Raw genomic sequence first — 25,157 nt, 5'->3', positions numbered from 1 at the left:
GTCTTACGCCTCCGCGGTCTGCCGTGCCACCATGCCAAGCGCCTCTTCGACGTCGACGCTCACAAGTCGCGATACGCCGGCCTCGGCGGTGGTCACCCCGAGCAGCACATCGGCGGCCTCCATCGTCACCTTGTTATGGGTGATAAAGAGCAGCTGACTCTTCTTGGCGAGCTCCTTCAGGGTCTGTGCAAAACGCCCGACATTGGCCTCGTCGAGTGGCGCATCGACCTCGTCCAGAAAACAAAAGGGCGCCGGGTTTAATGCAAACAGCGCGAAGATGAGCGATACCGCGACCAGTGCCTTCTCGCCACCAGACAGCAGCTGGATCGTGCTATTGCGCTTGCCCGGCGGGCGCGCCATGACGGTGACGCCGGTCTCCAGGAGGTCTTCGCTGCTCAAAAGGAGCTGCGCCTCGCCGCCCCCGAAGAGTCGCGGAAAGAAGGCCTTGAAGTCCTCATTGACGCGCTCAAAGGTCTCCTTGAAGCGGCTGCGCGTCTCGCGGTCGATCTTGCGAATCGCCTCATCCAGCAGCGCCAGCGCCTCGCTCAGGTCGGCGTGTTGTGCGTCCAGAAACTCCTTGCGGCGCGACTGCTCCTCGAATTCCTCGATGGCCATGAGATTCACGGCCCCGAGCCGTCGAATACGCTCCACGAGATCCGCGAGCTCGCGCTCCAGCGGTTCGGCATCAACATGATCGTCCAGGTCCTGGGCGAGGCGCGCGATGTCCTCTTCCACCCCCTGGGCACGCAACCCTTCCACCAGCGCATCACGGCGCACCTTCAGTTCATGGACCAGAAGCCGCCTCGTGTTCGCCTCCTCCTCGGCGGCGCGCGTTGCGGCATCGACGTCATGGCGCGCGCCATCGGCACGCCGCAACGCCTGTTCCTTGGTATCCAGATCCTGCTCGGCGGCGGCGAGCGCCGCCTGCGCCGCCGCGCGCTCCAAGAGCAGCCGCCCGAGCTCCGCCTGCGGCTCACGTTCCTTGGCAAGCGCCTCCTCGATCTGCCGCGCCACGGTCTCCCGGCGCGCCCCCAAGCGCCCCAGTTCGGCGCGCGCACGCGCCAGCCGTTCACGCAGCCCGTCGCGTGCAGTCCGCGCCTGCTGCTGTGCCATCGCCAATTTGTGGCGCTTGTCGCCTGCCGCACGGAGCGCCGCGCGTGCCGCCTCGAGTGCCGCCTGGTGGGTCTCGCGCTGCCCGGCAAGTGCCGCCAGGGCCGCCTCACTCTGCGCTGCGGCCTCGCGCGCGCGCCGCTCCTCGCCCTCTGCCCGCTCACGCTCCACAAGGCAGGCGTTCAGCTCCTTTTTGACCTCGTCGAGCTCGGCCAGTAAGCGACCATGACGTGCCGCCCGACTCTGCTCCTCGGCGTGCGCGCGTTGCACCGCGCCATGCGCCTTGGTACGGACATCGGCGCACCGGTCCAGGGCGCGACGGGCCTCGGCGCGCTGCCCCTCGAGGGCCCCCAGTTCCGCCCGTGCGCCATCCCGGGCGCGCTCGGCAAGCGTCAACGCCGCGCGACTCGCCTGCTCGCGTCGCGTCCACTCCGCAATCTCGCGCTCGCGCGCCAACACCCCGGCACGCTCGTCGTTCTCGCCGGCAAAACTGATTACGTCCCGACCGACGCACACGCCCTCCGGGGTCACCAGCGTTTCGTTCACAGACAGCCCGGGACGCTCGGCCAAGGCCTGCGCGAGTGATGCCACGGGACGCACGCCACCAAAGAGTCCTGCCACCGAAAACGGCGCACGCACCTTGCCCCCAAGTCCCGACGACACGTCATCGGAATCCGCGCTCTGAGGCTCGAACAGCACCACCGGGGTCTTCTCCAGGGGCGCCACACGTTCCGGCGTGACGGTACCCGCGGGCACACAAAGCGCGGCAATCCTGGCCCCGAGCCAGCGCTCGATGGCCCGCTCCCACCCGGCATCCACATCCAGCTGGGTGGCCAACCGCGGCGCCTGCGAAAGGCCGTGCTCGCGCACCCAACGGCTCACGGCCTCATGGCCCGTGCGCAGGGCCTGCGCCTGCATGCTGCGCAACGACGCCAGCCGCGCATCCGCGGCCTTGACGGTCCCGGCCTGCTCGGCGACCTCGTGCGTGGCCGTCTCCAGGGACTGTCGCTGCATGGCCAGCCGCTCCTCGAGACCGGTCAGCCGCTCCTTCGCGTCCTCGTAATCGCGATCCGCGAGATCCGAGGCCTCGGTCAGGGTCGCAAGCCCGCTCCCGCCGCTCGCCCCGACGCTCTGCGCCTCGCTTTCGAGGCGCGCGGCTCGATGCCTCAGATCTTCGCTGCGCGCCGTCAGACGCGCGGTCTCGCTGCGTGCCGCGGCACTCGCCCGCACCGGCCCCTGGGCCTCGAGACCTGCCGCCTCGAACGACCGCCGCCAGGTATCGAGCACGGCCTCGGCTTGGCGTTGTGCCTCAGCCGCAGTACGCTCCTCGACGCCCGCCCGGTCCTCGGCGGGGGCAAGCCCCGCCAGTTCCTGCGACAGCGACTGCTCGCGCTCCTGATCCGCGGTCACCTCCCGATCCAGGCGCTCGCACTGGGCGACGATACTCTGCTGCTCGGCGCGCCGTTCGGCGGCCAGGGCGCGCGCATGCGCTATCTCCTGTTCGCGCTGCGTGACCTCGGTGGCCGCCGCGTAGGCACGCTCGCGCACCGCGCGCACCGTCTCGTTACTCTCATCGCGCGCCACGCGCAAGGCCTCGGTCTCGGCCTCCAGGGCGCGTTGCCGGGCGAGCGCTGCTTCCACCGCCGTCACGGCCTCTTCCGCGGCCTTACCGGCGGCCTCGATCTCGTGGGTGAAGCGCCGGAACTGGGCACCCGCCAAAGTCAGGCGCAGCGCGCGCTCGCGTTCCCGCCAGACCTTATAGTTCTGCGCCGCCGCCGCCTGACGCTTGAGACGATTGAGCTGAGTGTCGAGCTCGCCACGCGTGTCGTCCAGCCGCGCCAGGTTCTCGCGCACATGGCGCAGACGGTTCTCGGTCTCCCGGCGCCGCTCCTTGTAGCGCGAGATACCGGCGGCCTCCTCGAGAAACAGGCGCAGATCCTCCGGACGCGCCTCGACGATCCGCGAGATCATGCCCTGCTCGATGATGGAGTAGGCACGCGGACCGAGGCCCGTCCCGAGAAACAAATCGGTAATATCCTTTCGGCGACAACGCGTCTTGTTCAGGAAATAATCCGATGCCCCATCGCGCGACGCCTCGCGGCGCACGACGATCTCCGCATAACGGGCGTATTCGCCGGCGGCACGGCCTTCGCTGTTATCAAAGACAAGCTCCACGGACGCCTGGCTCACCGGCTTGCGGCTCGTCGATCCACTGAAGATGACATCGGCCAGCGTGTCACCCCGCAGATGGCGGGCCGAACTTTCCCCCATCACCCAGCGAACGGCGTCGATGATGTTGGATTTCCCGCAACCGTTTGGACCGACGATACCGACGAGATTGGCGGCCACCGGCACCGTGGTCGGGTCAACAAAGGATTTGAAGCCCGCGAGCTTGATCTTCTTTAAGCGCATGAAACGTCGTGATCGGCTACAATGGGCTGCAAAGCTAGCACACTAGAGACGGAAATGCCTACCGAACCGACCAAGCGACTCGAGACCTTCCCCAACCCGCATCCGGAACGCGACTATCAGATCCATATCCGCATCCCGGAATTCACCTGTCTCTGCCCTAAAACCGGCCAGCCGGACTTCGCCGAACTCGATCTCGTCTATGTACCGGATCACGCGTGCCTCGAGCTCAAGTCCCTGAAGCTCTACGTCTGGTCGTACCGCAACGAGGGGGCGTTCCACGAGGCCGTGACCAACCGCATCTTGAATGATCTGGTGGCGGCCACGGCACCCCGCTATATGGTGCTCACGGCCCGATTCAACGTCCGTGGCGGCCTCTACACCCACGTCATCGCGCACCATGGCCAACGACCGTCCGGACTGCCTGAACACGGTCTTTGAGAATGGCCCGGGAACGATTATTTCTGGGTGTCGACCTCGGCACCTCGGGGATCCGCGTCGGCGCACTTGACGAAACCGGGCGGCGGCGCGTCGTCGTCACGCGCGCCTGGCCGCGCGGCCAATCCTGGAATCCGGCGGCCTGGTTACGCCACGCCCTGCAACTCATCACCCTCATACGCCGTGGTCGGCCGTCAGCCGAGATCGCCGCCATAGCCGTCGATGGCACCTCCGGGACCGTGTTCCTCTGCCACCCCTCCACCGGGCGCCCACTCACGCCGGTGCTTGCCTACGATGACGGCCGGGCACGCGCCGAGGCCGAGGCCCTGGCGGCGGCAGGCCTCACGACAGGGCCCGCCTCGGGGCCCTACGGGGGACCCGCCAAGCTTTTGTGGCTTATCCGGCATTACCCGCAGACACCCGCGGTTCTGACCGCCCAAGGGCCGTGGCTCACCGGTATGCTGGCCCGATGCCACCGGGTCTTGGACGAGCATAACGCCTTGAAGCTCGGCTTCGACGGCCAGTGGTCCGGGGCACTCCTGCGCGCACCCGCAAGCGCCTACCTCCCGCGCGTAGCGCCAGCGGGCACGCCCCTGGGCCCCCTGCGTTGTGATCTCACCCGCCGCCTTGGCCTGCGTGCACCGCCGCTCATCGTCGCCGGGACCACCGATAGCACCGCCGCATTCCTGGCACTCGGGCCATTGCCCCGGGGCTCTGGTGTCAGTTCGCTCGGATCGACCCTGGTCTTGAAGATCCAGAGTCCGCAGCCGGTACTGGTCCCGGAGTCGGGCATCTACAGTCACCGCCTAGCTGCTACATGGCTCGTGGGCGGGGCCTCGAATAGCGGCGCCGCGGTGCTTGCCCATTATTTCGACAGGGCGGCACTCCTGCGCCTGTCCGCCGAACTCCCGCTGGTCTCCGACACCGGGCTCCATTATTACCCGCTATTGAAACCCGGTGAACGCTTCCCGATAAATGATCCACAGCTTGCGCCCAGACTCGCTCCGCGGCCGGCGGACGACCGGTTATTCGTCCAGGGTCTCCTCGAGGGGCTCTCCGCCATCGAGGCGCGCGGCTACGCGCTCCTGACCGCGCACGGCGCCCCCCGACTGCAGCGTGTCGTGACCACCGGCGGCGGCGCGGGTAATACCGCGTGGCGCATGATCCGGGAACGGGTGCTGGGCGTCCCCGTGAGCACGATCACCGACCGCCCGGCGGCGCTTGGCGCGGCACATCTGGCGCGCTCGGGCTGGATGACACGACACTAGAAAGGATGGTGCTGCATTTTCTCTTGGACAGACACCGATTCATGCATTAACGTATACTGAATCTCGTAAAAACGTCGGTGATTTTTTGTGCTGAAGGGGACTGCATCATGTCGATGTCCGATCTGGGCGATTCTATAAGCGTCCCGAGTCGAGCCGCGCTACAACAAACGGTAGCGACGCGCATGGAGCTCGGAAAACGCTTTGGCGTCATCTTGTGCGATATCGACCGGTTCAAGCTGATAAATTACAGCCTAGGGCGCGAGTTCGCTGACCGGGTGCTGCGCCAGATGGCGGAAGTCCTGCGCGAAGTCCTCGGGGCGGATGCCACCGTCGGCCGCTGGGGCGGCCCGGAGTTCTTGTGCGTGATCAACGACACCCACAACGTCGACCTGCTCGTCGAGCGTCTGCGCCAACGCATCGAGCGGCTCGTGATCCTGTCCAAGACGAGCCGCATCCACATCACGGCGAGTTTTGGCGTGGCAAGCTTTCCCGAAGACGGCGGCGGCCCCGCGGATCTTTTGAACGCGGTCGAGGCCGCGCTCTATCATGCCAAGGACTCGGGACGCAACCGCGCAGTGCGCGCCACCACTGTGCAAAAGCGCCTGCTCGGCATGGGCGCCGCCCTCGAGGCGGCCCTTCACGAACAACGCGTTGTCGCCGCCTACCAGCCCATCGTCGATCTGCATAGCGGCCAGGTCGTGGCGGAAGAGGCGCTGGCGCGCATGCTCCTTCCCAATGGACGGGTGCTTGCCGCTGAGGAGTTCATCGAAGTCTCCCAGCACCTCCAGCTCACCTACAAGATCGACCAGAGCGTCATCCGCGCGACCCTGGAACGATGCATGGCATCGCTGCGCGACAAGGCGCCGCTCGTGCACTTCGTAAACATCTCGGCCGACCTGCTACGCCATCCCGAGGTGGTTCAAGACCTCCTTGGGCTCATCGGCAAATATTGCGATGCCTGCCAGGACCCGGGAGACACCCATGGGACACTGGTCCTTGAGCTGACCGAGCGTGAGCTATTCGCAGACAGCCGCAATGTCCGCGACCTGCTCATGGCCTTCGTCAACGCCGGCCTGAAGCTCGCTCTCGACGACTTTGGGCGTGGCTATTCCTCGTTTCAATACCTAGCCGACCTGCCGTTCTCGTTTCTAAAGCTCGAAGGGAGTCTCGTAAGCCGTATCCACGAACCGACCGTCCGCGCGATTATTCAAGGCATCCAGCGCATCGCCGAGGAATTGAAGATCACGACGCTCGCCGAGGGCGTGGAGACCGCCGAGACCGCCGCCATCATCAAGGACCTCGGCATCGACTGGGCCCAAGGCTTTCTCTATGGACGGGCCAGCGGGCAGCCGACTCTTGCCGCCCGCCAGTCCTGATCGACCCTAACTCACATGGGTCTGGGCGTGCCCGGTCATGCCCTCGTTATCGATCCAGTCGACGGTGACGAGATCGCCCTTTTTCGCGTGGGTGAGCTTCACGGCGATGAGCGGGTCCTTGGAGATGGCGATGCTCATGTCGGTGATGACCGCGGGCTTGTGGTTGACGGCGACGGTCAGGGTCTTGATGAAATGGGCCGGGATGATCTTGTGGGTGACCTTGCTGCGCACAAGGCCGGTGTCCATGGGATGGTTGACCAGCACCAGGACCTCGGTGATGCCATGCATGGTGCGCGTCTTCATCTTGGTGGCGATATGCATAAATCCTCCGTTAGCCTCCACAGCCGCCGATCGTGACCTTGACCTTGCGGGCCATGGTATGGACCTTGTCTTTGGTCGCCACATAGGCATGGACCATCGAGGTCTTGCCCATCTTGATGCGGACATTGAAAAAGCCCAGGGCCCCGGGGGTCAGGTGCACGATCGTGACCAGCGGGAAGGGGTTCTTGTCGACCGTCAACACGAGCTTTTCGGGGTGTGGCACATGGCTTTCTATGACCATCGGCACCACCGCGCCGTTTTCGGCCTCGAGCGGCGCATGCAGGTGCAGGCCGCCCTGCACGATCGGCCGGTGGCCAAAAAGCTCATGCAAGAGCACCGGGATCTTCTTTTCATGAAAGACCGCCTGCGGCCAGACCGGCCAGGTACGGGCCAGGGCCTCGGCCGGGCGTAGCAGGCCGGCACCTGCCGCCACCGCCAGGGCCGAACCCGAGAACGCCTGCTTCAAGAAGGTTCTGCGTGGAAGGTTCACTGAGTTTGTCTCCGCTTGCTCAAAAGGACGTGTGAGAGGGCTATTCCTCCCCGGGGGAAGGGACGTGGGCCATCCGCAAATTATTCCGCCGGGTCATGCATCCCCCGGAATACCCTGGTGAGGCCGCGGGGCGGGTACCGGGGTAGCCTCGGGGGTTCGAGCTTGCCGGGTTTGTGGTAGGGCAGGCGCCCCCGACCTACCCGGACATCCGCCCGGTGTCCCCGGGCGCCCATGGTGGTACCGCGCCTGATGAGGGGCCCCGGTAGCCGCGGATCGTAGCGCGCCCGCCCAACACGTAGGCGATTCCGCCCGCAACGGTTTGCCTCGGCTTGCATGGGTGCCCGTTACCGGCCCGGCCCGAACCGGGACGGACGAGATCCGGGGGCGCACCGTCCGCGCCCTTCACGCGCCCCGCGACAGGCTAAGGCGGACATCGGGTCGGATCCCGAGCACGAGCGGCGTCCTGACCTTCGGCGGCTGCCGGGGAGATGGCGTGCCATCACGGCGCCGCCATCGCGCAGAAGGGTAGACCGAGGGCGGCTTGTCGGTATTCCTGCCTCGCGCCCCGCCAATTTAAAGACCTTAACGTCGGCTCGGCACCAGAAGGACCGGGCGAGTCGCGGCACGCGCCACCCGCTCGGCCACGCTCCCCAACACAAAATGCTGGATGCCGCGACGCCCATGGGTCCCTACCACGATCAAGTCGGCCCCCCATTGCTTGGCCTCCTCCTCGATCACCATGCCGATCGGCTGTGTCAGGTTCTGAGGCAACGCCGTCTCGACCTGAAGGCCCGCTTTGTGGGCCTCGTCCCGCGCCCCGTCGATGATGGTCTGCCCCGCTTTGAACAGCACCTCCTCAAGCTGCGCATCCCCTATCACCCCGGTATCCGCCGTCGCAAACGGAAACATATCGATCACATGCACCAGCCGCAAACGCCCGGCCTGTTCCTTGGCCACTTTGATCGCCTCCTGAAGCGCCAATGTCGAGGTGTTGCTGCCGTCAACCCCTACCAAGATCTTCTTGTACACGTCGATTCCTCGCTATCGTCACGTGACGCGCTCTGGGGAAACGTGCGGCGCGTCTCGATCGCCCCTCCGCGCCCCTCCCATATCCTGCTGCCGCACATCCCTCGCTCCAACGATACGAAAGGCACGGGAACCGCATCCTCTGCGCCCCCGCAGTCGCCCACCACGGCGCCCCTCACCCATAGCCCGTTCGAAACCCTTCGTCGCCTCGTGTGCGGCTAGGACGGCCTCCGGGCCCAATCCACGTGCCCGGAGGCCGTCACGCGTCGCCGTGTATCCCCGCCGCGCCACTTTCGAACGACTCTCATGATACGAGTCGGTCCCTGGCCCAGTTTGATCTTTATCTATCCCATGACCTTATTTCTTATATAGGTATGTGGAATCCGTCCCTTGGCGATCATCGACACGCGCACCCGCTTACGGCGCGCCCGCGATGTCTCCACCCGTCGCCGCTCCGTTAATGGCGCGCCGGTCCTGCGAGTCGGTACCGGAGGGCGCCTGCCCAGCCCATACCGCCTCCCTTGAGGTCGCACAGCCGCGCCAAACACCAGGCGTCCCGCCCCGTCGTGCACCCTTAAGGCTACGATGCGCTTGTGCCCGCTATCGTCCCGGGCCCGTTCGCCGCCCCTTTTTTGAGATGCCGCAGCAGTGGCACCTTGAGCTGATCCAGAACCAGCGTATAGAGCACAGTGGCCCCCAGCAGCCGGATTGTCATGATCACGGGGATGCGCGCCATCAGAAGACCGTAGTGCGCGAGCAGGGTGACCACGACGATGTCGGCGCTAATCGCCCATAGCAGCAATACACCCGGACGGGAATGCCAAATATGACCCCGTTCGCGCACCAGCAGGACATTTGCAAGGCCGGAGAATACGAGCCCCAGGAAATCCAGGGTTTGTCGGGCGTGCATGGGCAGGCCGATCGCGCGCCCGATCACGTAAACCGCGAAAATGTAGGCGGTCCATGCCACGGCCACCACGAGCGCCGCGAATATCAGCGCATGGACATCCCAGCGATCGGGCGTCGGTGAGGGCCGTACATGATCACGAGCCAGCGACATCGTGACGAAATCATTGGCAAAGAGCAGCAAAAGAACGAGAATCGGGGTGATGACAAAGCTGTGGAATACGAGCAGCCCGAGACTTAGAAACAGCGCGACCTGAAAGGTCTTTACGATCTTGTTCAAGGTGTAGGTCAAAAGCCGCTGATAGACGCGCCGACCGGTCTCGACCGCGTCGCCCACCCCGGAGAGCCCCGGGTTCGTCAATACGAGACTCGCGGCCGCCTTGGCGACATCGGTGGCGCTCTCCACCGCGATCCCCACCTCGGCCTGCTTCAGGGCCGGCGCATCGTTCACGCCGTCCCCGGTCATGCCGACGATCTTCTGTTGCTGCTGCAGCCTTTGCACCAGATGGAACTTGTCCTCCGGAAACACCCCGGCGTAGACGGCACAATCCCCGCCCCTATCGGCACGGTCACACACGGCGCCCGTCAAACCCAAGGTTGTGGCGACTGTCTTTGCGGTGATTACATTATCTCCGGTCACCATCCGCACACGCACCCCCAAATCCTGCAAGGTCCCCAGGGCCTGCCGCGCATCCGGACGGATGGGGTCGGCAAGCGCGACGAGACCCAAAAAGCGCGGTGTCCCGACCGGACCGGCCGCCACCGCCAGGACCCGCGCGCCCTGCGCCGCGAGCCCTTGAGCCCCCTGTTCCCAACCCTCCGTCTTGGTCAGCGCGGCGATGATCTGCGGCGCCCCTTTCATCGCCGCCCAGAGCGCCCCCTCGATTCGTAACGCGGCCTCGGAACGTTTCGTGGCGGGATCGAAGGGCGTAAAACCGACCCGCTGCGGTATCGTCACGCCCTGCTCGCGGGCCGCGGCCAATAGCGTAAGGTCGATGGGATCTTGCGTCGCCTCGTCACTGGCCGCGGCCGCCATCGACAAGAGCTCGACGGTGGTGGCATCGCCCATGGGTTTGGTCGCCGCCAGACTGAGCCTGTTCTGCGTCAAGGTCCCGGTTTTATCACTGCACAGATCGCTCATGGCCGCGGCCTCCTCGATCGCGGCAAGGCGCGTGACCAGCACGCCCCGTTGCGCGAGACCCAGGGAGGCCATGGCAGTGGCGAGCGTAAATGTGGCCGGGAGGGCGACCGGTACCGAGGCCACAAAGAGGATAAGGGCAAACGGAAGGATCTCCGCAAGCGGCATACGGATGGCGGCGGCATAGATCACGATGGCTACGACCAGAAACCCATCCATGAAGACGAGATACCGGACTATGGCCAACACGAGTCCTTCGAGATGGCTCTTGGACCCCGCCGTGCGTACCAACTCGGCGGTCTTGCCAAAATAGCTCCGCGTCCCCGTTGCAGTGATGGTTCCACTGGCCTCGCCACGGCGGACGATCGAGGCCGAGTAGACCGCGGATGAGGCGCCCCGATCGACAGGCATGGATTCACCCGTGAGCGCCGATTGATCCACCAGAATCGCCCCTTCCGTCAGGGTCATATCCGCGGGCACTATGTCGCCGACGCGGACGTGCGCGACATCCCCCGGCACGAGGTCGCGGGCCGGAATGCTGCGCCATTGCCCGTCGCGAAATACTCGCGCCGTAATATGTAGGCGCTTTCTCAGGGCATCCAGGGCCGTCTGGGCTTTATGCTCCTGGCGAAAACCCAGGACCGCATTGAAAATGAGTAGCGCGGCGATAATCGCCGCTTCCACCCACTTGCCGAGAACCATCTCGAGAATCCAGGTGATCTCCAGCATCCACGGCACCGGGTCCCAGAACTTCCGCAAGAAGAGCCACCAGGTCCTCTGCGGTTTTTCGATAATGGCATTTGGCCCGTACTGTTGAAGGCGCCGTTGCGCCTCCGCCTCGCTCAGACCTTTATCGGTAGGCATACCCCCCCCTGTTCGCACAACGGTGCCCGAAGAAGTCGCCGCCCATCGTCGCCATTCCATTCTTCACGCGCGTGGTCACGCCGATCCGGCGGGTATTGGCATTCTGCCCAGGCGCGCGTCGGGGCATTACGACCTTCGTCAAGTCCGCCACCGCTTCCGGAGACCACCGTCGCCTGACCGCTTGTGATCAGGCTGCGCTGCACGCCTACACGGTCCCACGGCAAAGAGGGATCGCCGGCCTTCATAAGAGTCCGGTCTTCTGGCAGAATCAGGCAGCGGCACCCGACCCCGCGAAACCTTCAACAACTGCCGGCGGCCTTGCCGTCTGGGGTGAAAAGAGGTCCCGCAGGGACGTACTATGGGCTTGTGGCGCGCAGCAAGCCGAGCCGGCGCGCGGGGCTTGCCCCGAGGCCGAGCGACATCCCGGTGCTTGGGGCGATGCGACGGAGGGAGCGCAACCCCTCGCGATCGCGAAGGGATGGAGGGCGTGTCCACCCCATCCCGACCTCGTCGCCACCGACAGCACGCGCCGTATCGGTAGCGGCCGGCCTTTGGATAACGATTCCTCACGAAAATAGGGCTTAGCAAAAGGCGCCGCACCCTGTAAAGTGACGTCCCGGTGAAGACATCTCGGATCAAGGGGCCCGCGCCCTCGCAACGCCACCATCGGGATACGGCCGCCGCCATGCCCTTCGCAGTGCACTAAGATGGCCGTCCGCACCGGTTTTGGCTGGCTCAACGCCTCGTGGCGAATGTCGTTACTCGCGCTCGCGCTGCTCTCGGGCTGCGCCGTGGGGCCGCGCTTCCATGCGCCGCAGTCGGCGATGCCGACACGCTTTACAAGCGCCCCGCAGGATGCCAAGCCCCGTTGGCCCGGCAAGACCTGGTGGCGCGGTTTCCGCTCCCCGCCGCTCGATCGCCTCATACAAGCGGCGGAGCAGCACAACTTCAGCATCCGCATAGCCGCCGCCCAGCTCGAGGCCGCCAATGCCCAGGTTGAGATCGCCGGGGCACCGCTTTTGCCGAGCGTGAGCGCAAGCGGCAATGCCCAATGGCAACGCGCGCCGCATGCCAGGATCACATCCATCGGCGTACATAACCCAAGCCCCTTCTATGGTGCCTCGGTGCAGGCCTCTTATCTCGTCGACCTGTGGGGCGAAAACCGTGACGCCCTGCGCGCGGCGCTAGCGGATGCGGCGGCCTCGCGCTTCAATCGCGACACCGTGGCCTTGACCGAGGTCACCGCGGTCGCCACCACCTGGTTTCAGATCCTCGCCGATCGCGCGGCGCTTACCATAGGGCTGCGTAATCTCGGCGCCGCCAACCGCCTCTTGAAGCAGCTCCAGACCGAGTTCGCGGCCGGCACGGTCGATGCCGTCACGGTCGCCCAGCAAGCGGCGCTCGTGGCCTCCGAGCGCGCCAACATCCCGGTCCTGCGTTCGCAGCTGCGCCAGGAGACCCTCGGGCTTGGCATCCTGGTCGGTAAACCACCCGAGCAGCTTGCCGTACCCCGTGAACATATCGGCGCGCTCCGGGTGCCGCCGGTCATGCCGGGACTGCCCTCGCGTCTCCTGCGCCGGCGTCCCGACGTGGCACAGGCCGAGGCTATCCTCATAGCCGCCAACGCCAATGTCCGGGCCGCGATCGCAAGCTTCTTTCCGTCCATTACACTGACCGGGTCGGCCACCACGAGCAGTGCGGCGCTCGATACCCTGCTGTCGCCCGGATCGCTGCTGCTGAATGCCGCCACATCGATCAGCCAACCGCTCTTCGAGGGTGGCCGCCTGATGGGCGATCTTGCGGTATCGCGCGCCGTCTACCGCGAAGACGTGGCGAGCTATGAACAGACCGTGGTGGGCGCCTTCACCGACGTCGAGCAATCGCTCACCGCCCTGCACTACGCCACCATCCAGGAACGCCGCCAGGCGCAGGCCGTGCATGAGGCGCGCCGCGCGCTGGCGGCGGTACGCGCGCAGCTCAAGGCCGGCATCGTCGATGTCAGCGCGGTGCTCACCGCCGAGGAGACACTGCTCGGTGACGAAAATGCCTATACCCAGGCGCAACTGACACGTCTGGACGCCGCCATCCACCTCTATCAAGCCCTGGGCGGGGGCTGGCGCCTGCGCCGGCCCGCCCACCCGATAGGAAACTGACATGTCCCGCGGTAAACGCCTGAGCCTTGTGCTGGTAATCGCCTTGGGTGCGCTCGTTATCGTGCGCCTCGTCTATCAACCCAAAAAACACCGCCCCACGCCGCCACCGGTCCCGGTACGTGTAGCGCGCGCCGAATACGCCGATATCCCGATCACCCTGCACGCCCTCGGGCTGGTCCAGGCCTACCGCACGGTGACCGTGGCACCAATGATCACAGGCCCCATGACCGCCGTCGATTTCCGCCAGGGGAGCGTCGTGCAGCGCGGCGCGCTACTGGCGCGCATCGACCCGCGTCCCTATCAGGCGGCGCTTGCCCAGGCGCTCGCCAAGCGCGCCCAGGACCGGGCGCTGCTGGCGGTCGCGCGCGACACCCTGAAGCGCTACCAACTGCTCATCGCCCATCACTACATCTCCGCCGAGATCGTCGCGGAGCAAAAGGCCACGGTCGCCGAGGATCGTGCGATCGTGGCGCAAGATGATGCGCTGGTGACCACCGCGCGCACGAACCTCGGTTACACGCGCATCACCGCGCCGATCACCGGACGCACCGGCATCCTGGCCGTCAATGCCGGCAATATCGTAAGTCCCAATACTCCGGGCGGCATCGTCACTATCACCACCATCCAGCCGATCTATGTCCTATTCAGTCTCCCCCAGCAAACCCTGCCCGAGGTCAAGCACGCCCTGCATGCGCACGCCCTGAACGTGACCGCCTACGCGCGCCAGGGCGGGCGGCGCGCGGTGCTGGCACACGGCGTATTGACGGTCCTCGATAACGTCATCAATCAATCCACCGGCACTTTGACCTTGAAGGCGCGCTTCAAAAACCCCTCTTTAGCCCTGTGGCCCGGGGCCTTCGTCAATGTGCGATTGAAGGTCCGCACCGAGCGCCACGCGCTTGTCGTCCCCTCGGTGGCGGTGCGCCAAGGCCCCGAGGGCCCGTTCGTATACGCCGTGCATACCGGTAAGTCGTCCCCGGCCAGGCCCATCAAGTCCGCTGGCAAGTCCGCTGGCAAGGCGGTGCCGCACGTCACCGACATACCGGTACGTCTGGGCTTTGCCGATCAACGCCTGACGGTCATTCGCTCCGGATTGCGCGCGGGCATGCGCGTCGTGGTGCTCGGCGGCTCCCGCCTGCATCCCGGGGCACGGATTCGCATCCTGCCCAAACGGCACACGACGGGCCGCGCGTGAACATCTCGCGGCCGTTTATCACACGCCCGATCGCGACCACGCTTCTTGCCGTCGCGCTCCTGCTTGCCGGCATCCTCGGGTACCGCGCCCTGCCGGTCGCGTCCCTGCCGTCCGTGGCCTTTCCCACGATCCTGGTCACAACCCGCCTGCCGGGTGCCAATGCCGATACCGTATCGCGCCTCATCACGGCCCCCCTCCAACATCAATTCGGCGACATCGCCGGATTGGCCGACATGAGTTCCGTAAGCTCGTATGGGACCAGCGCCATCACCCTGCGATTCACGCTCCATGAGTCACTCACCACCGCCGCCCAGGCCGTACAGGCGGCGATCGACGCCGCGGCCGCCACCCTGCCGCCGAACATCCCCTACCCGCCGGTCTACTCGGAGATCAACCCCGCGGACAGCCCGGTCCTGGTGCTCGCGCTCACCTCGCGCACCGTGCCCCTGTACGCACTTGCCAACATCGCCAACACGCTCATCACGCCGCGGTTGAGCGAGGTCTCGGGTGTCGGGCGCGTGCGTGTCCAGGGGGGCATGAAAAGGGCGGTGCGCATCCATATCGATCCGGCCCGGCTCGCGGCCTATGGCCTGTCGCTCGAGACCGTGCGCACGGCCATCGCCAGCGCCAATCAAAACGGCCCCAAAGGGGGCTTCGAGGGGCGCCGTCAGGCGTTCGCGGTGGGCGCGACCGATCAGGTGCGCACGATTCGCGGCTTTCGCCATATCGTCATTGCCTCGGTCGGCGGCGCGCCGGTCACCATAGGAGATGTGGGCTCGGTCGCGCCCGGCCTCGAAAATCCCGCGGTCGCCACGACCTTCAATGGGACGCCCGCGGTGCTTTTATCGATAGACCGAGAGCCGGGCGCCAACATCGTGCACACCGTGGCGCGCGTCAAGACGGCGCTCAAGGGCCTATCCAAGACCCTGCCGACTGCCACCAGGCTCGCCATCGTCGCCAACCGCACGGCGACCATCAAGGCCTCGGTCGCCGACGTCGAACTGACCCTCCTCACCGCAATCGCGTTGGTGGTGCTGGTCATTTTCGTATTTTTGCCCACATGGCGTGCCGCCCTGATACCGGCGGTCGCCCTGCCGCTGTCTTTGGTGGGCACCTTTGCCGTCATGCACGCCCTCGACTTCAGTCTCGACAATCTCTCGCTCATGGCGCTCACGGTGGCCTCCGGGTTCGTGGTCGATGACGCCATCGTCATGATCGAGAACATCGTGCGCTTTCTCGAAACCGGGAGCCGCCCCTTGACGGCGGCCCTGGAGGGGGCCCGTCAGATCGGCTTTACGATCGTGTCCCTGACCATCTCGCTCATTGCCGTCTTCATCCCGCTATTGTTCATGCCGGGCCTCGTGGGCCGCCTGTTTCGTGAATTCTCGATGACGCTCGCGGTGGCGGTGGCGATGTCGGCCGTGATATCCCTCACCCTTACGCCCATGATGTGCGCCCACCTCCTGCAACCGACCACGGTGCGACGCTCGGCGCTCGCCGGCGCCGTCGATCGTCTCTGGCTTACACTGCGCGAGCGCTACCGGTCCGCGCTCCTCTCCGTGCTCCGCCACCGAACACTCGTATTGGCAGTGTTTGGCGCGACACTGGCCGGCACCCTGGCGCTCTTTCTGGCCATCCCCAAGGGGCTGCTGCCGGCGCAGGATACGAGCGAAATCGCCGTCGCGACGCGCGCCCGCGGAAACATCTCCCTTGCCGCCTTCGCCGCCCTGCAGGCCAAGGCCGTGGCCCACATCCGCCGCAATCCGGCGGTCGCCGGTGTTACGTCGTACATCGGCACCGGACTCACCAACCCCACCCCCAATAGCGGCCAGCTAACCGTCATCCTGAAACCGATCGGCGCGCGCCCCGCCCTGCCGACCGTGGAGGCGGCCTTGCGGCGCACCCTGTATACGATCCCGGGGCTGCGCGTGGACACGCGCGCGGTGCAAGACATCACCCTCTCCTCACGTCCCTCGCCCACCGATTATCAGTACACCCTCTCCGATACCGACAGGGCGACCCTCGAACGGTTTACCGGGGCGCTGGCGCATGCCCTGCGGCACGACCCACGACTGCGCGATGTGGTGGCGAGCGGCGACAACGTCGCCCCCGAGACCTATGTGCAGTTCATGAGAACGCGCGCCGCGGCCCTCGGCGTCACCATGCAAACCGTCGCCAACATCCTCTACGACGCCTATGGCGAGCGCCAGGTCTCGACCATCTACACCCAGAACGATCAGTATCGCGTGGTGCTGGGTGTCGCCCGGCGCTTTCGCCAAAGCCCGGCGGCGCTCGGATCCCTGTACCTGCCCGGGACCGGCAATGCCGAAATCCCGCTCGACGAGGTCGCGCGCATAAGCCGCCGCCGCGCACCCCTTGCCATCGAACAGGAAAACCAGATCCCGGCGGTGATCATTGGCTTCAATCTCGCGCCCGGCGTCACGCTTGACGCCGCGGAGCGTTCGATCACGCGCGCCGAACGAAGCCTCCATAAACCCGCCACCGTGACCGGCAGTTATTCGGGGGCGGCGGCGCGCTTTCATACCGCGCTCGCGCGCGAGCCCTGGCTTATTGTAGCGACCCTTATCGTGATCTATATCGTGCTCGGCATCCTCTATGAAAGCGCGATCCATCCGCTGACCATACTGTCGACCCTGCCCTCGGCCGGTATCGGCGCACTCGCCGCACTGTTTCTCACCCACACCGAGTTCACCATCGTAGCGCTCGTGGGCATCGTTCTGCTCATGGGTATCGTCAAGAAAAACGGCATCATGATGGTGGACTTCGCGATCGAGGCGCAGCGTCGCGGCGCCACTCCCGAAGACGCCATAGTCGAGGCCTCGGTGCTGCGCTTTCGGCCGATCGTCATGACCACACTCGCCGCGCTCTTGGGGGCCGTGCCCCTGGTTCTCGAGGGTGGCGCCGGCGCCGAGCTACGCGGCCCGCTTGGCATCACCATCATAGGCGGCCTGCTTTTGAGTCAATTCCTGACGCTCTTTACGACGCCCGTGATCTACCTCGCCCTGGACCGCCTGCGCAGGCCTGGCTGGCTTGGGGCCGCGCCCGCGCTCGGCGATTAGCGGATGAATCTCTCCGCGCCCTTCATCAAGCGACCGATCGGCACGATGCTCATCGCCCTGGGCATCCTGGTCGCGGGGATCTTCAGCGATCGGCTGCTGCCTGTGGCCGCGGTCCCGAATATCCCGCTGCCGGCGTTCGTGGTGTTGGCGCATGAGCCGGGCGCGAGCCCGAAGACCATGGCGAGCACGGTGGCCGCGCCGCTCGAGCGACAGCTGGGGAAGATCCCCGGCCTCTACCAGATCATGTCGTTCAACTCGCTTGGCGCAAGCAACGTGGTCTTGTTGTTCTCGCGCGTCGGAGGTGCCGCCCGGGATGCCGCCGCCATCCAGGCGGGCATCAATGCCGCGTTGCCGGATCTCCCGGCAAATCTCCCGAGCCGCCCCTACTACAAGGAATTCAATCCCGCCTCGCGGCCGATCCTGACCATGGCCTTGACCTCGCGCACGCAACGCCCGGGGACCGTGTATGACGCCGCCGACACCACCTTAGCCGAGCGTCTCGCGCAGGTGCCAGGAGTCGCGCTCGTGCAGATCAATGGCGCGCAATCCCCTGCCGTACGTATCAACATTCACCCGCGGGCGCTTGCCCATGCCGGACTTACGGCCGAAGACGTCTATAACGCGATACGCGCCGCCAACCTGCTGAGCCCGCTCGGGGAATTCCGCGGGCCCGAGAGCGACTCGGTGATCGCGGCCGACGGCCAGCTGCATACCGCCCGCCAGTATCGGCGCATCGTGTTGAAAACCAACGGCCCGGGGATCGTGCGCTTAGACGAGGTGGCGTCGGTCGTCACCGGCGTCACCGACACCCATCAGGCCGCCTGGGACGGTGCGAAGCCGGCGGTGCTCGTGACCATCACCAAGACCCCCGAGGCCAACGTCATAGCCACCGTCGATGCCCTCAAAAAACGGCTCCCCGACATCCGCCGGGCGCTGCCAGCCGGCGTACACTTGCGGGTGCTGACCGACCGCACCACGACGATACGCGCCAGCGTTAACGATATCGAGATCACGTTGCTCATCACCGTGGCGCTCGTACTCTTGGTGGTATGGGCGTTCATGAGACGCGCGGCACCGACCATTGCCGCAGGCGTGACCGTGCCCCTATCAATCGCCGGGACCCTCGCGGCCATGTGGGCACTCGGATTCTCCCTGGACAATTTCTCGCTCATGGCGCTCACGATATCGGTAGGCTTCGTCGTCGACGACGCGATCGTCATGATCGAGAACATCATGAGCTACCACGAATCCGGCCTCTCGCCCATGGAGGCGGCGCTACGTGGCTCGCGCCAGATCGGCTTCACCGTCATATCCATCACCCTGTCGCTGGTCGCGGTGTTCATTCCGCTGACCCTCATGCCGGGCATCGTGGGGGAACTGTTTCATGAGTTCGCCATGACCCTGACGCTTGCCATCGCCATATCGGCACTCATATCGCTGACCGTGACCCCCATGATCTGCGCCCATTTTCTGCGCCCCGGCGTTGCCGCTCCCCATCCCCGCTCCCTATCGGCGCGCCTCGCGCGCGCCTATGAGCACATGCTTGGTGCCTATGAGCGCTCGCTCGATTGGTCGCTGCGTCATCGCCGGCTCATGCTGGTCTTGATGGTGGCCACGGTCGTGGCGACAGTCATGCTCTATGTGCGCATCCCCAAGGGTTTTCTGCCCGAGGAAGATACCGGGCTTGTCATCGGCAATACCGTAGCCGGGTCCGATGTCTCGTTTGCGCGCATGAAGACCTTACAGCGCCGCGTGATCGCGGTGATCCTAAAGGACCCGGACGTAGCCACCGTAAGCTCGAGCATTGGCGTCGTCAACGGCTTCACGCCACCCAATCGCGGCAAGCTCTTTATCGGCCTGAAGCCACGCGATGATCGGCGGCTGTCGGCACGCGCCATCCTCGCGCATCTGCGCCCGCAGCTTGCGCGCATCACCGGCATCCATACCTACCTCTTCGTGGCGCAGGACATCTTCGTGGGGGGGCAAGCAACCAACGGTCAATACGATTTCACGGTCCTCGATCCCTCGCTTCAGTCCCTGGGGGAGATCACAAGTCAGATCGATCGGCGCATCGCCAAGCTCCCCGGCATCCGTGCCGCGTCCTCGAACCAGGACAAGCCGGAACCCGAGATCACTGTGGCCATCGACCGCAAGCGCGCCGCGCGCTTGGGAGTATCCATCGCCGCCATCGACGCGGCCTTGAACGACGCCTACGCGCAACGCCAGATCGCGCGTATCTATAACGCCGAAAACCAATATCAGGTGGTCCTCACGGTGCCCCATGCCCTAAGCCAGTCCCCAAGCCGCCTCGACCACATCTATGTGGCCGGTCGCACGGGCCCGGTGCTGCTCACCGCCGTCGCGCACTTCGTGCGCACCTCCGTGCCCTTATCGGTGCGCCACTACGACGGGCTACCGGCGGCGACGGTGAGCTTCAACCTGGCGCACGGCGCGGTCCTGGGCTCGGTCATCCACGAGGTCCAAAAGACAATCGCGGGCATGGCCCTGCCCCCCGGGGTGCGCATGCGTTTCGGGGGGAATGCACGCTTCTTTCTGCGGTCGATCGCCGCCGAGCCGCTACTGATCCTGGCGGCGCTGGCCACGATCTACATCGTGCTCGGCGTGCTCTATGAAAGCCTCTCCCAGCCGCTCACGATCCTTTCCACGCTCCCATCGGCGGGTGCCGGCGCGCTGCTTGCGCTCGCACTTACGGGCCTGCCGCTCTCGGTCATCGCCATCATCGGCATCTTTCTGCTCATGGGCATCGTCAAGAAAAACGGCATCATGCTGGTGGACTTCGCGCTCGAGGCCGAGCGCACGCAGGGCTTGAGTCGCGAGGAGGCGATCCGCGCCGCGTGCCTCAAGCGCTTTCGGCCGATCCTGATGACGACCCTCGCCGCGCTCCTCGGCGCCGTGCCGCTCGCCCTTGCCTTCGGTACCGGTCACCACCTCCGCCAACCGATCGGCATCACCGTCATCGGCGGCCTCATCGTCTCGCAAGCCCTGACGCTCTATACGACACCCATCGTATATCTGGCCCTGGGGCGCTGGTCGCGCCGCCGCACGGTGCCATCCGGTGAGATCCCGCCTCCCCTCCGCTCGTGACCACCGGGCGGGGCGGATCGCGTACTCGCCCAGACAACCGCACCTCCCAAGAATCGCGGACCCCCTGTCGCGGGCACCCCGGGAAGCACTCTCGGGCCACCCCTATCATCAGTCGGCATGAGGCGCCTTCTGGAGCCGCCGCTACGGCATCTTGCCCAGGCGCGCAGCCCCGTGTCCGTGCTCACGCCACTGGACCATGCGGCCCGCGATGTCGCAGCCGGAAAGGCCGGAATCACCGCCCACCGGGCGATTGCGTTACTCATTGCCGGCCGCGCACAATCCCCTTCGTATGGGGCCTGGCCGGGGACCATCTCCCCAATCGCCATGCGGTTACTGCGACGCATTGCGGCGCCTTCTGAGTGGTGAGGCTGCACAGCCCGGACCCGGCGCATCAGCGCGCTCGCCAGATGTGGTATCTCAGTTTGAATTTGACAGCTGATGCCGTATACGTCACCCCACGCTACAATCCGGGAACACTTAACCGATCAAGCAAACCCAAGAGATGCTGGCGAAGCACGATAGCCGTTCGGCCATGTCTGGTCTTTGGAAGAGCTTGCTCGTCTCCCAAACTGAAAGGATTTTAGAAATGAGCGAATGGATTAATAATATTTTCCGCGCAGGAGCAGTCAACAAGGGAGGTGTTGTCAGGCGCCAGAAGGCTGACGTACTCAAGAATGGGGGTTATAAGGCGTTACTTAAGGAAGTCAAAAAGCGCCATTTTCACCTGCTACGCACGGGTGGCCAATATATCATCATCTGCAATAAAGGTGACCTTTAAATTACTCCGCTAATTTCACACTGAGACACTACCGATGGGAGCCGTCGCTTGCCGCCGCCCTCCGCGGTCGCGGCGGACTATGTCAAGAGTTGGTCGATGTGGGTCCGCAGGGCGTCGGCGGCCCCGGGCCCCGGGCGTGTACGGCCCGGCACGAAGCTGTCCGTAAAAAGGTAGTCGAAGGCCTGGCCCCCGAGCCCTACCGTCCCAATGAGGCGGCTTTCATAGGAATAGTCGTCGGGGCCTGGGATCAATTCCGGCCATCCCGAGTCGCCGACCGCCAGGGCCGGCCCGACGAACAAGGCCCCCGGCAGGTTTTTCAGGCGCAGACCGCAGGTCCCGCGAGTACGGCCGGGGAGCGGCACGAAGTCGATGGTGCGCGTCAGCTTGTGCTGTCCACCGACCCGCAGGTCGGCATCAGCCACGCCCTCCTCTTCTGCGGACACGAGCACGCGCACGCCCGCTGCCCGCCACGCGCCAAGATCGCGGGCCCCAAAGCGGCTCGGCAGGAACAAATAGCGAGGCACGGCATGCCGGCAAAGCCCCTCGTAGGTCGCGCGACAAAACGGTGGGGCATTGATAAGTACACCACCGGCGGCGCGATCCACCAGATAGTAGACCGCCGGCGGCCCCTCCAAGACGAGCCACACTTCGCGGTCCGACCATGCGAGTAATCGGTCCATCAGCGCTTGAGCAAAGGAGCGAGCTCGGTCAATGCGCTCTCATACACCTTGCGCTTGAAGGCCACGATGGCGTCGATCGGGCTCCAATACTCCACCCATCGCCAGGCATCGAACTCCGGGGACGCCGAGCGATCGAGCCTGACATCGGCCTCGCGGCCGGTGAACCGCAGAAGAAACCACACCTGTTTCTGCCCGCGGAACCGCCGTGGCCCGCTGGGCCGCTGATAGGCCCGCGGCAGATCGTAGCGCAACCAGCCGCGCGTGCGCCCGCGGATCTCGACCTGCCCGCTCTCCAGCCCCACCTCCTCGTAGAGTTCGCGAAACAAGGCCTCCTCGGCGCTCTCTTTGCGCTGTATGCCCCCCTGAGGGAACTGCCAGCCATCGCAGCGGCAGCGGCGCGCCCAAAACACCTGGTCCTCAGCGTTCGTCAGAATGATGCCAACGTTGGGACGATATCCGTCGCGATCTATCATATACAACAAGACGTTAGCTAGTTAGAATGGACCCATTTTCACAGAATCCGCCGGCTACGGCAATGTAGGGGGAGCATTGGCGCTCGCACTATTTGACTTGGACAACACCCTGCTCGCCGGTGACAGCGACTACTCCTGGGGACGGTTCCTGGTGAGCGCCGGGGCCGTGGATGGCGCGCACTACGAGCATGCCAATGCCCGATTCTATGAGGCCTATAAGGCCGGCACGCTCAACATCGCGGAGTTCCTGGCGTTTGCCCTGGAGCCCTTGCACCGCCTTCCGCGCCCGCAGCTGCTCGCTTGGCGCGCGCGCTTCATCGAGGAATGCGTGCGGCCGATGATCAAACCGTGGGTGGCCCCGCTGCTTCAGTGCTATCGGGCGCAGGGGGCGACGCTTGCGCTCGTCACCGCGACCAACGACTTTGTGACCGCGCCCATAGCCGAGATCCTCGACATTCCGCATCTCGTCGCCACCGTGGCCGAGCAGCGCGATGGGCGCTTTACCGGTCGCCCGGACGGCATACCCTGCTTTCGCGAGGGCAAGGTGATACGCGTCCGGTCATGGATGGCGGACCACGGTCTGACGTTCACAGACAGCGTGTTTTATAGCGACTCGCACAACGACCTGCCGCTCCTGGAGGCGGTATCGCGGGCCATTGCCGTGGACCCGGACCCGATCCTGCTCGCAACCGCCACGGAACGGGGTTGGGAGATTCTGCGCACGGACCCGCCCGCGCAGGCCCTGTTGGCCTAGGTGCCCTGATCGGCGATCACCGCGAGGCCGGTTCTCGGCGGACCACCCTCAGCCAAAGACACCGAACAGGCGGGCCCCGGCCATCAACAGCACCACCGCCAGCCAGAACAGCAGCACACGCCAAAGCAGCGCCACCGCGCGGCGGATATCCGCGGCATTGACGACGTAGCCGCGCACCGCCGGCGGCCCTGACATATCCTCTTCCTCGGGCTCCTCGCAGGCACTCATATGCATGGCGCCAAAGCCCGAGGCCAAAAGCGGGCCGCTGTTGATATCAGACCACATGCCCGCCTGCCGCCGCCAGCAGTGCAGGGCGTCCTCGAAGCTGCCCATGATGCCATAACTGAGCGCCGTGATGCGCGCCGGCACCCAGCCCAACAGGTCATCAAGGCGCGCCGCCGCCCACCCGAATTCCGCGAACTGGGTGCTGCGGTGACCCCATAGGCGATCGAGCAACGCGGCCAGGCGCTGCAAAACCACCGCCACGGGACCAAAGAGAATGAACCAGAAAAGCGGTGCCATGACGGCGGTGTTGGCATGCTTCAAGACCGCCTCGACCGTGGCCTGGGCAATGGATGATTCCGTCACATCCCCGGTGGTCTTGCCGGTCATCGTCTCCAGATGGGTGGCGGCCATGAGGATATCGCCGGCCTCCAGCGACTCCGAGACACCCACCGCCTGACGCGTCAGCCGATACAGGTCCAAGCACAGATAAAGGACCAGGATGTCGAAGATATAGACCAGGGAGTAGCTGACATGACTCAGCACATAGCGGATCAGCGCCACCCCGAGTAAGACCGGGCCCGCCACCACCAGCACCGCCGCCAGACCCTGCCCGCGGGTCCCGGCATTGAACCGTTGCTCTACACCCCGCGCCCAGTCCTCGTACCATAGAAACGGTGGCATCCGGCCACGATCCGGGAACAGGCGATCGAGCGCGACCGCAAAGAGTATGATGATCAGCGTGATTGCCATCGCCCTAGCCCTCCCCTCGCGATACCCCGTCACCTACTGAACGCAATGCGCAGCGATACCGGGCCCAGTCGAAAAACGGTCCGGGATCGGTCTTGCGCCCGGGGGCGATCTCCGAGTGCCCGTAGAACCGCTCGCGGGTGATCGCCGGATAATGGCGCATGAGCGCCTCGGACACCGCCTGCAAAGACCGGTACTGAGCGTCCTCGAACGGGCCGTGATCCGTGCCCTCGAGCTCTATGCCCACCGAAAAGTCATTGACGCGTTCGCGCCCCTCGCATCGCGATACGCCGGCGTGCCACGCCCGATCCTCGAAGGACACGAATTGCACGACCTCGCCATCGCGGCGGATGAATACATGCGCCGAGACCCGCAGTCCGCGAAGATCGGCATAGCCCTCGGCCCCGGTATCCAGGGTATTCATGAAGAGTCGCTCCACGTCCCGCCCGCCATAGCGGCCCTCGGGTAGGCTGATCGCATGAATGATCACGACCTCCACGACCATGCCGGGCGGCCGGGCATCACAATGGGGCGAGGCCGCGCGCCGTACCCCGTCGAGCCACCCGCGCGCATCGATCGTGCCGATCATCAGGCCGCCATCCTCATGCCCCATATCATTGT

The 25,157-nt window shown here is 65.4% G+C and carries 18 protein-coding genes; 9 read left to right on the top strand and 9 right to left on the bottom strand.

Features of this window, described 5'->3' with window-relative positions; genetic code table 11:
* Window positions 1-3 precede the first annotated feature (3 nt).
* Complete coding sequence (smc, locus tag C4901_RS07980; protein WP_110136879.1) at window positions 4-3,522, bottom strand: chromosome segregation protein SMC; 3,519 nt, start codon at window positions 3,520-3,522, stop codon at window positions 4-6.
* Window positions 3,523-3,576: 54 nt separating this feature from the next.
* On the opposite strand from smc, the gene queF reads away from it, so the two are divergent.
* From queF to C4901_RS07965, 3 genes are all read left to right on the top strand, one after another.
* Complete coding sequence (queF, locus tag C4901_RS07975) at window positions 3,577-3,960, top strand: preQ(1) synthase (protein ID WP_110136878.1); 384 nt, start codon at window positions 3,577-3,579, stop codon at window positions 3,958-3,960.
* 2 nt (window positions 3,961-3,962) lie between these two features.
* A complete protein-coding gene (locus C4901_RS07970) occupies window positions 3,963-5,225 on the top strand; it encodes an FGGY-family carbohydrate kinase (protein ID WP_110136877.1) in 1,263 nt (420 codons plus the stop codon).
* 107 nt (window positions 5,226-5,332) lie between these two features.
* On the top strand, window positions 5,333-6,601 hold the full coding sequence (locus tag C4901_RS07965) for a bifunctional diguanylate cyclase/phosphodiesterase (protein ID WP_110136876.1): 1,269 nt from the start codon (window positions 5,333-5,335) through the stop codon (window positions 6,599-6,601).
* 6 nt (window positions 6,602-6,607) lie between these two features.
* Here C4901_RS07965 and soxZ read toward each other — a convergent pair whose 3' ends face one another.
* The 4 genes from soxZ to C4901_RS07945 form a co-directional block, all read right to left on the bottom strand.
* Window positions 6,608-6,922, bottom strand: a complete 315-nt coding sequence (soxZ, locus tag C4901_RS07960; RefSeq protein WP_168185633.1) for a thiosulfate oxidation carrier complex protein SoxZ — start codon at window positions 6,920-6,922, stop codon at window positions 6,608-6,610.
* A 10-nt stretch (window positions 6,923-6,932) separates the two neighbouring features.
* Window positions 6,933-7,412, bottom strand: a complete 480-nt coding sequence (locus C4901_RS07955) for a thiosulfate oxidation carrier protein SoxY (protein WP_168185632.1) — start codon at window positions 7,410-7,412, stop codon at window positions 6,933-6,935.
* Between the two features lie 582 nt (window positions 7,413-7,994).
* Window positions 7,995-8,441, bottom strand: a complete 447-nt coding sequence (locus C4901_RS07950) for a universal stress protein (protein WP_168185631.1) — start codon at window positions 8,439-8,441, stop codon at window positions 7,995-7,997.
* A gap of 577 nt (window positions 8,442-9,018) precedes the next feature.
* Complete coding sequence (locus C4901_RS07945; RefSeq protein ID WP_110136872.1) at window positions 9,019-11,346, bottom strand: plasma-membrane proton-efflux P-type ATPase; 2,328 nt, start codon at window positions 11,344-11,346, stop codon at window positions 9,019-9,021.
* Between the two features lie 707 nt (window positions 11,347-12,053).
* On the opposite strand from C4901_RS07945, the gene C4901_RS07940 reads away from it, so the two are divergent.
* The 5 genes from C4901_RS07940 (at window position 12,054) to C4901_RS07920 (ending at window position 21,657) form a co-directional block, all read left to right on the top strand.
* Window positions 12,054-13,499, top strand: coding sequence for an efflux transporter outer membrane subunit (locus C4901_RS07940; RefSeq protein WP_110136871.1), 1,446 nt, complete (start codon window positions 12,054-12,056; stop codon window positions 13,497-13,499).
* Window position 13,500: 1 nt separating this feature from the next.
* Entirely contained in the window at window positions 13,501-14,694 is a 1,194-nt protein-coding gene (locus tag C4901_RS07935) for an efflux RND transporter periplasmic adaptor subunit (RefSeq protein WP_110136870.1), read from the top strand.
* Complete coding sequence (locus tag C4901_RS07930) at window positions 14,691-17,774, top strand: efflux RND transporter permease subunit (protein ID WP_110136869.1); 3,084 nt, start codon at window positions 14,691-14,693, stop codon at window positions 17,772-17,774. Before C4901_RS07935 ends, C4901_RS07930 begins: the two co-directional genes overlap by 4 nt.
* Window positions 17,775-17,777: 3 nt before the next feature.
* Window positions 17,778-20,879 carry an efflux RND transporter permease subunit gene (locus C4901_RS07925; RefSeq protein WP_110136868.1) on the top strand — a complete coding sequence of 1,034 codons (3,102 nt, stop codon included), beginning with the start codon at window positions 17,778-17,780 and terminating at the stop codon, window positions 20,877-20,879.
* Window positions 20,880-21,381: 502 nt separating this feature from the next.
* Window positions 21,382-21,657, top strand: a complete 276-nt coding sequence (locus C4901_RS07920; RefSeq protein ID WP_110136867.1) for an N-(5'-phosphoribosyl)anthranilate isomerase — start codon at window positions 21,382-21,384, stop codon at window positions 21,655-21,657.
* A 77-nt stretch (window positions 21,658-21,734) separates the two neighbouring features.
* On the opposite strand, the gene C4901_RS07915 is transcribed toward C4901_RS07920, so the two are convergent.
* On the bottom strand, window positions 21,735-22,337 hold the full coding sequence (locus C4901_RS07915) for a hypothetical protein (protein WP_110136866.1): 603 nt from the start codon (window positions 22,335-22,337) through the stop codon (window positions 21,735-21,737).
* Window positions 22,337-22,810 carry an RNA pyrophosphohydrolase gene (locus C4901_RS07910; protein WP_110136865.1) on the bottom strand — a complete coding sequence of 158 codons (474 nt, stop codon included), beginning with the start codon at window positions 22,808-22,810 and terminating at the stop codon, window positions 22,337-22,339. The genes C4901_RS07915 and C4901_RS07910 overlap by 1 nt, the downstream gene beginning before the upstream one ends.
* 76 nt (window positions 22,811-22,886) lie before the next feature.
* Here C4901_RS07910 and C4901_RS07905 point away from each other — a divergent pair, with 76 nt between their 5' ends.
* Window positions 22,887-23,564, top strand: a complete 678-nt coding sequence (locus tag C4901_RS07905) for an HAD family phosphatase (protein WP_110136864.1) — start codon at window positions 22,887-22,889, stop codon at window positions 23,562-23,564.
* A gap of 48 nt (window positions 23,565-23,612) precedes the next feature.
* On the opposite strand, the gene C4901_RS07900 is transcribed toward C4901_RS07905, so the two are convergent.
* Window positions 23,613-24,539: a regulatory signaling modulator protein AmpE gene (locus tag C4901_RS07900; protein ID WP_110136863.1), complete on the bottom strand. Its 927-nt coding sequence runs from the start codon at window positions 24,537-24,539 to the stop codon at window positions 23,613-23,615.
* 4 nt (window positions 24,540-24,543) lie between these two features.
* Window positions 24,544-25,125, bottom strand: a complete 582-nt coding sequence (gene ampD / locus C4901_RS07895; protein ID WP_110138571.1) for a 1,6-anhydro-N-acetylmuramyl-L-alanine amidase AmpD — start codon at window positions 25,123-25,125, stop codon at window positions 24,544-24,546.
* Window positions 25,126-25,157 lie beyond the last annotated feature (32 nt).

The organism is Acidiferrobacter sp. SPIII_3, assembly GCF_003184265.1.
Taxonomy (GTDB): domain Bacteria; phylum Pseudomonadota; class Gammaproteobacteria; order Acidiferrobacterales; family Acidiferrobacteraceae; genus Acidiferrobacter.
This window is presented reverse-complemented; position numbering and strand designations above follow the sequence as displayed.

Coding starts and splice junctions, on each gene's coding strand:
- C4901_RS07915 (WP_110136866.1), bottom strand. CDS start 22,337: ATGGACCGATTACTCGCATGGTCGGACCGCGAAGTGTGGCTCGTCTTG.
- C4901_RS07900 (WP_110136863.1), bottom strand. CDS start 24,539: ATGGCAATCACGCTGATCATCATACTCTTTGCGGTCGCGCTCGATCGC.
- C4901_RS07945 (WP_110136872.1), bottom strand. CDS start 11,346: ATGCCTACCGATAAAGGTCTGAGCGAGGCGGAGGCGCAACGGCGCCTT.
- queF (WP_110136878.1), top strand. CDS start 3,577: ATGCCTACCGAACCGACCAAGCGACTCGAGACCTTCCCCAACCCGCAT.
- ampD (WP_110138571.1), bottom strand. CDS start 25,125: ATGATCGGCACGATCGATGCGCGCGGGTGGCTCGACGGGGTACGGCGC.
- C4901_RS07925 (WP_110136868.1), top strand. CDS start 17,778: ATGAATCTCTCCGCGCCCTTCATCAAGCGACCGATCGGCACGATGCTC.
- smc (WP_110136879.1), bottom strand. CDS start 3,522: ATGCGCTTAAAGAAGATCAAGCTCGCGGGCTTCAAATCCTTTGTTGAC.
- C4901_RS07970 (WP_110136877.1), top strand. CDS start 3,963: ATGGCCCGGGAACGATTATTTCTGGGTGTCGACCTCGGCACCTCGGGG.
- C4901_RS07965 (WP_110136876.1), top strand. CDS start 5,333: ATGTCGATGTCCGATCTGGGCGATTCTATAAGCGTCCCGAGTCGAGCC.
- soxZ (WP_168185633.1), bottom strand. CDS start 6,922: ATGCATATCGCCACCAAGATGAAGACGCGCACCATGCATGGCATCACC.
- C4901_RS07920 (WP_110136867.1), top strand. CDS start 21,382: ATGCTGGCGAAGCACGATAGCCGTTCGGCCATGTCTGGTCTTTGGAAG.
- C4901_RS07935 (WP_110136870.1), top strand. CDS start 13,501: ATGTCCCGCGGTAAACGCCTGAGCCTTGTGCTGGTAATCGCCTTGGGT.
- C4901_RS07910 (WP_110136865.1), bottom strand. CDS start 22,810: ATGATAGATCGCGACGGATATCGTCCCAACGTTGGCATCATTCTGACG.
- C4901_RS07940 (WP_110136871.1), top strand. CDS start 12,054: ATGGCCGTCCGCACCGGTTTTGGCTGGCTCAACGCCTCGTGGCGAATG.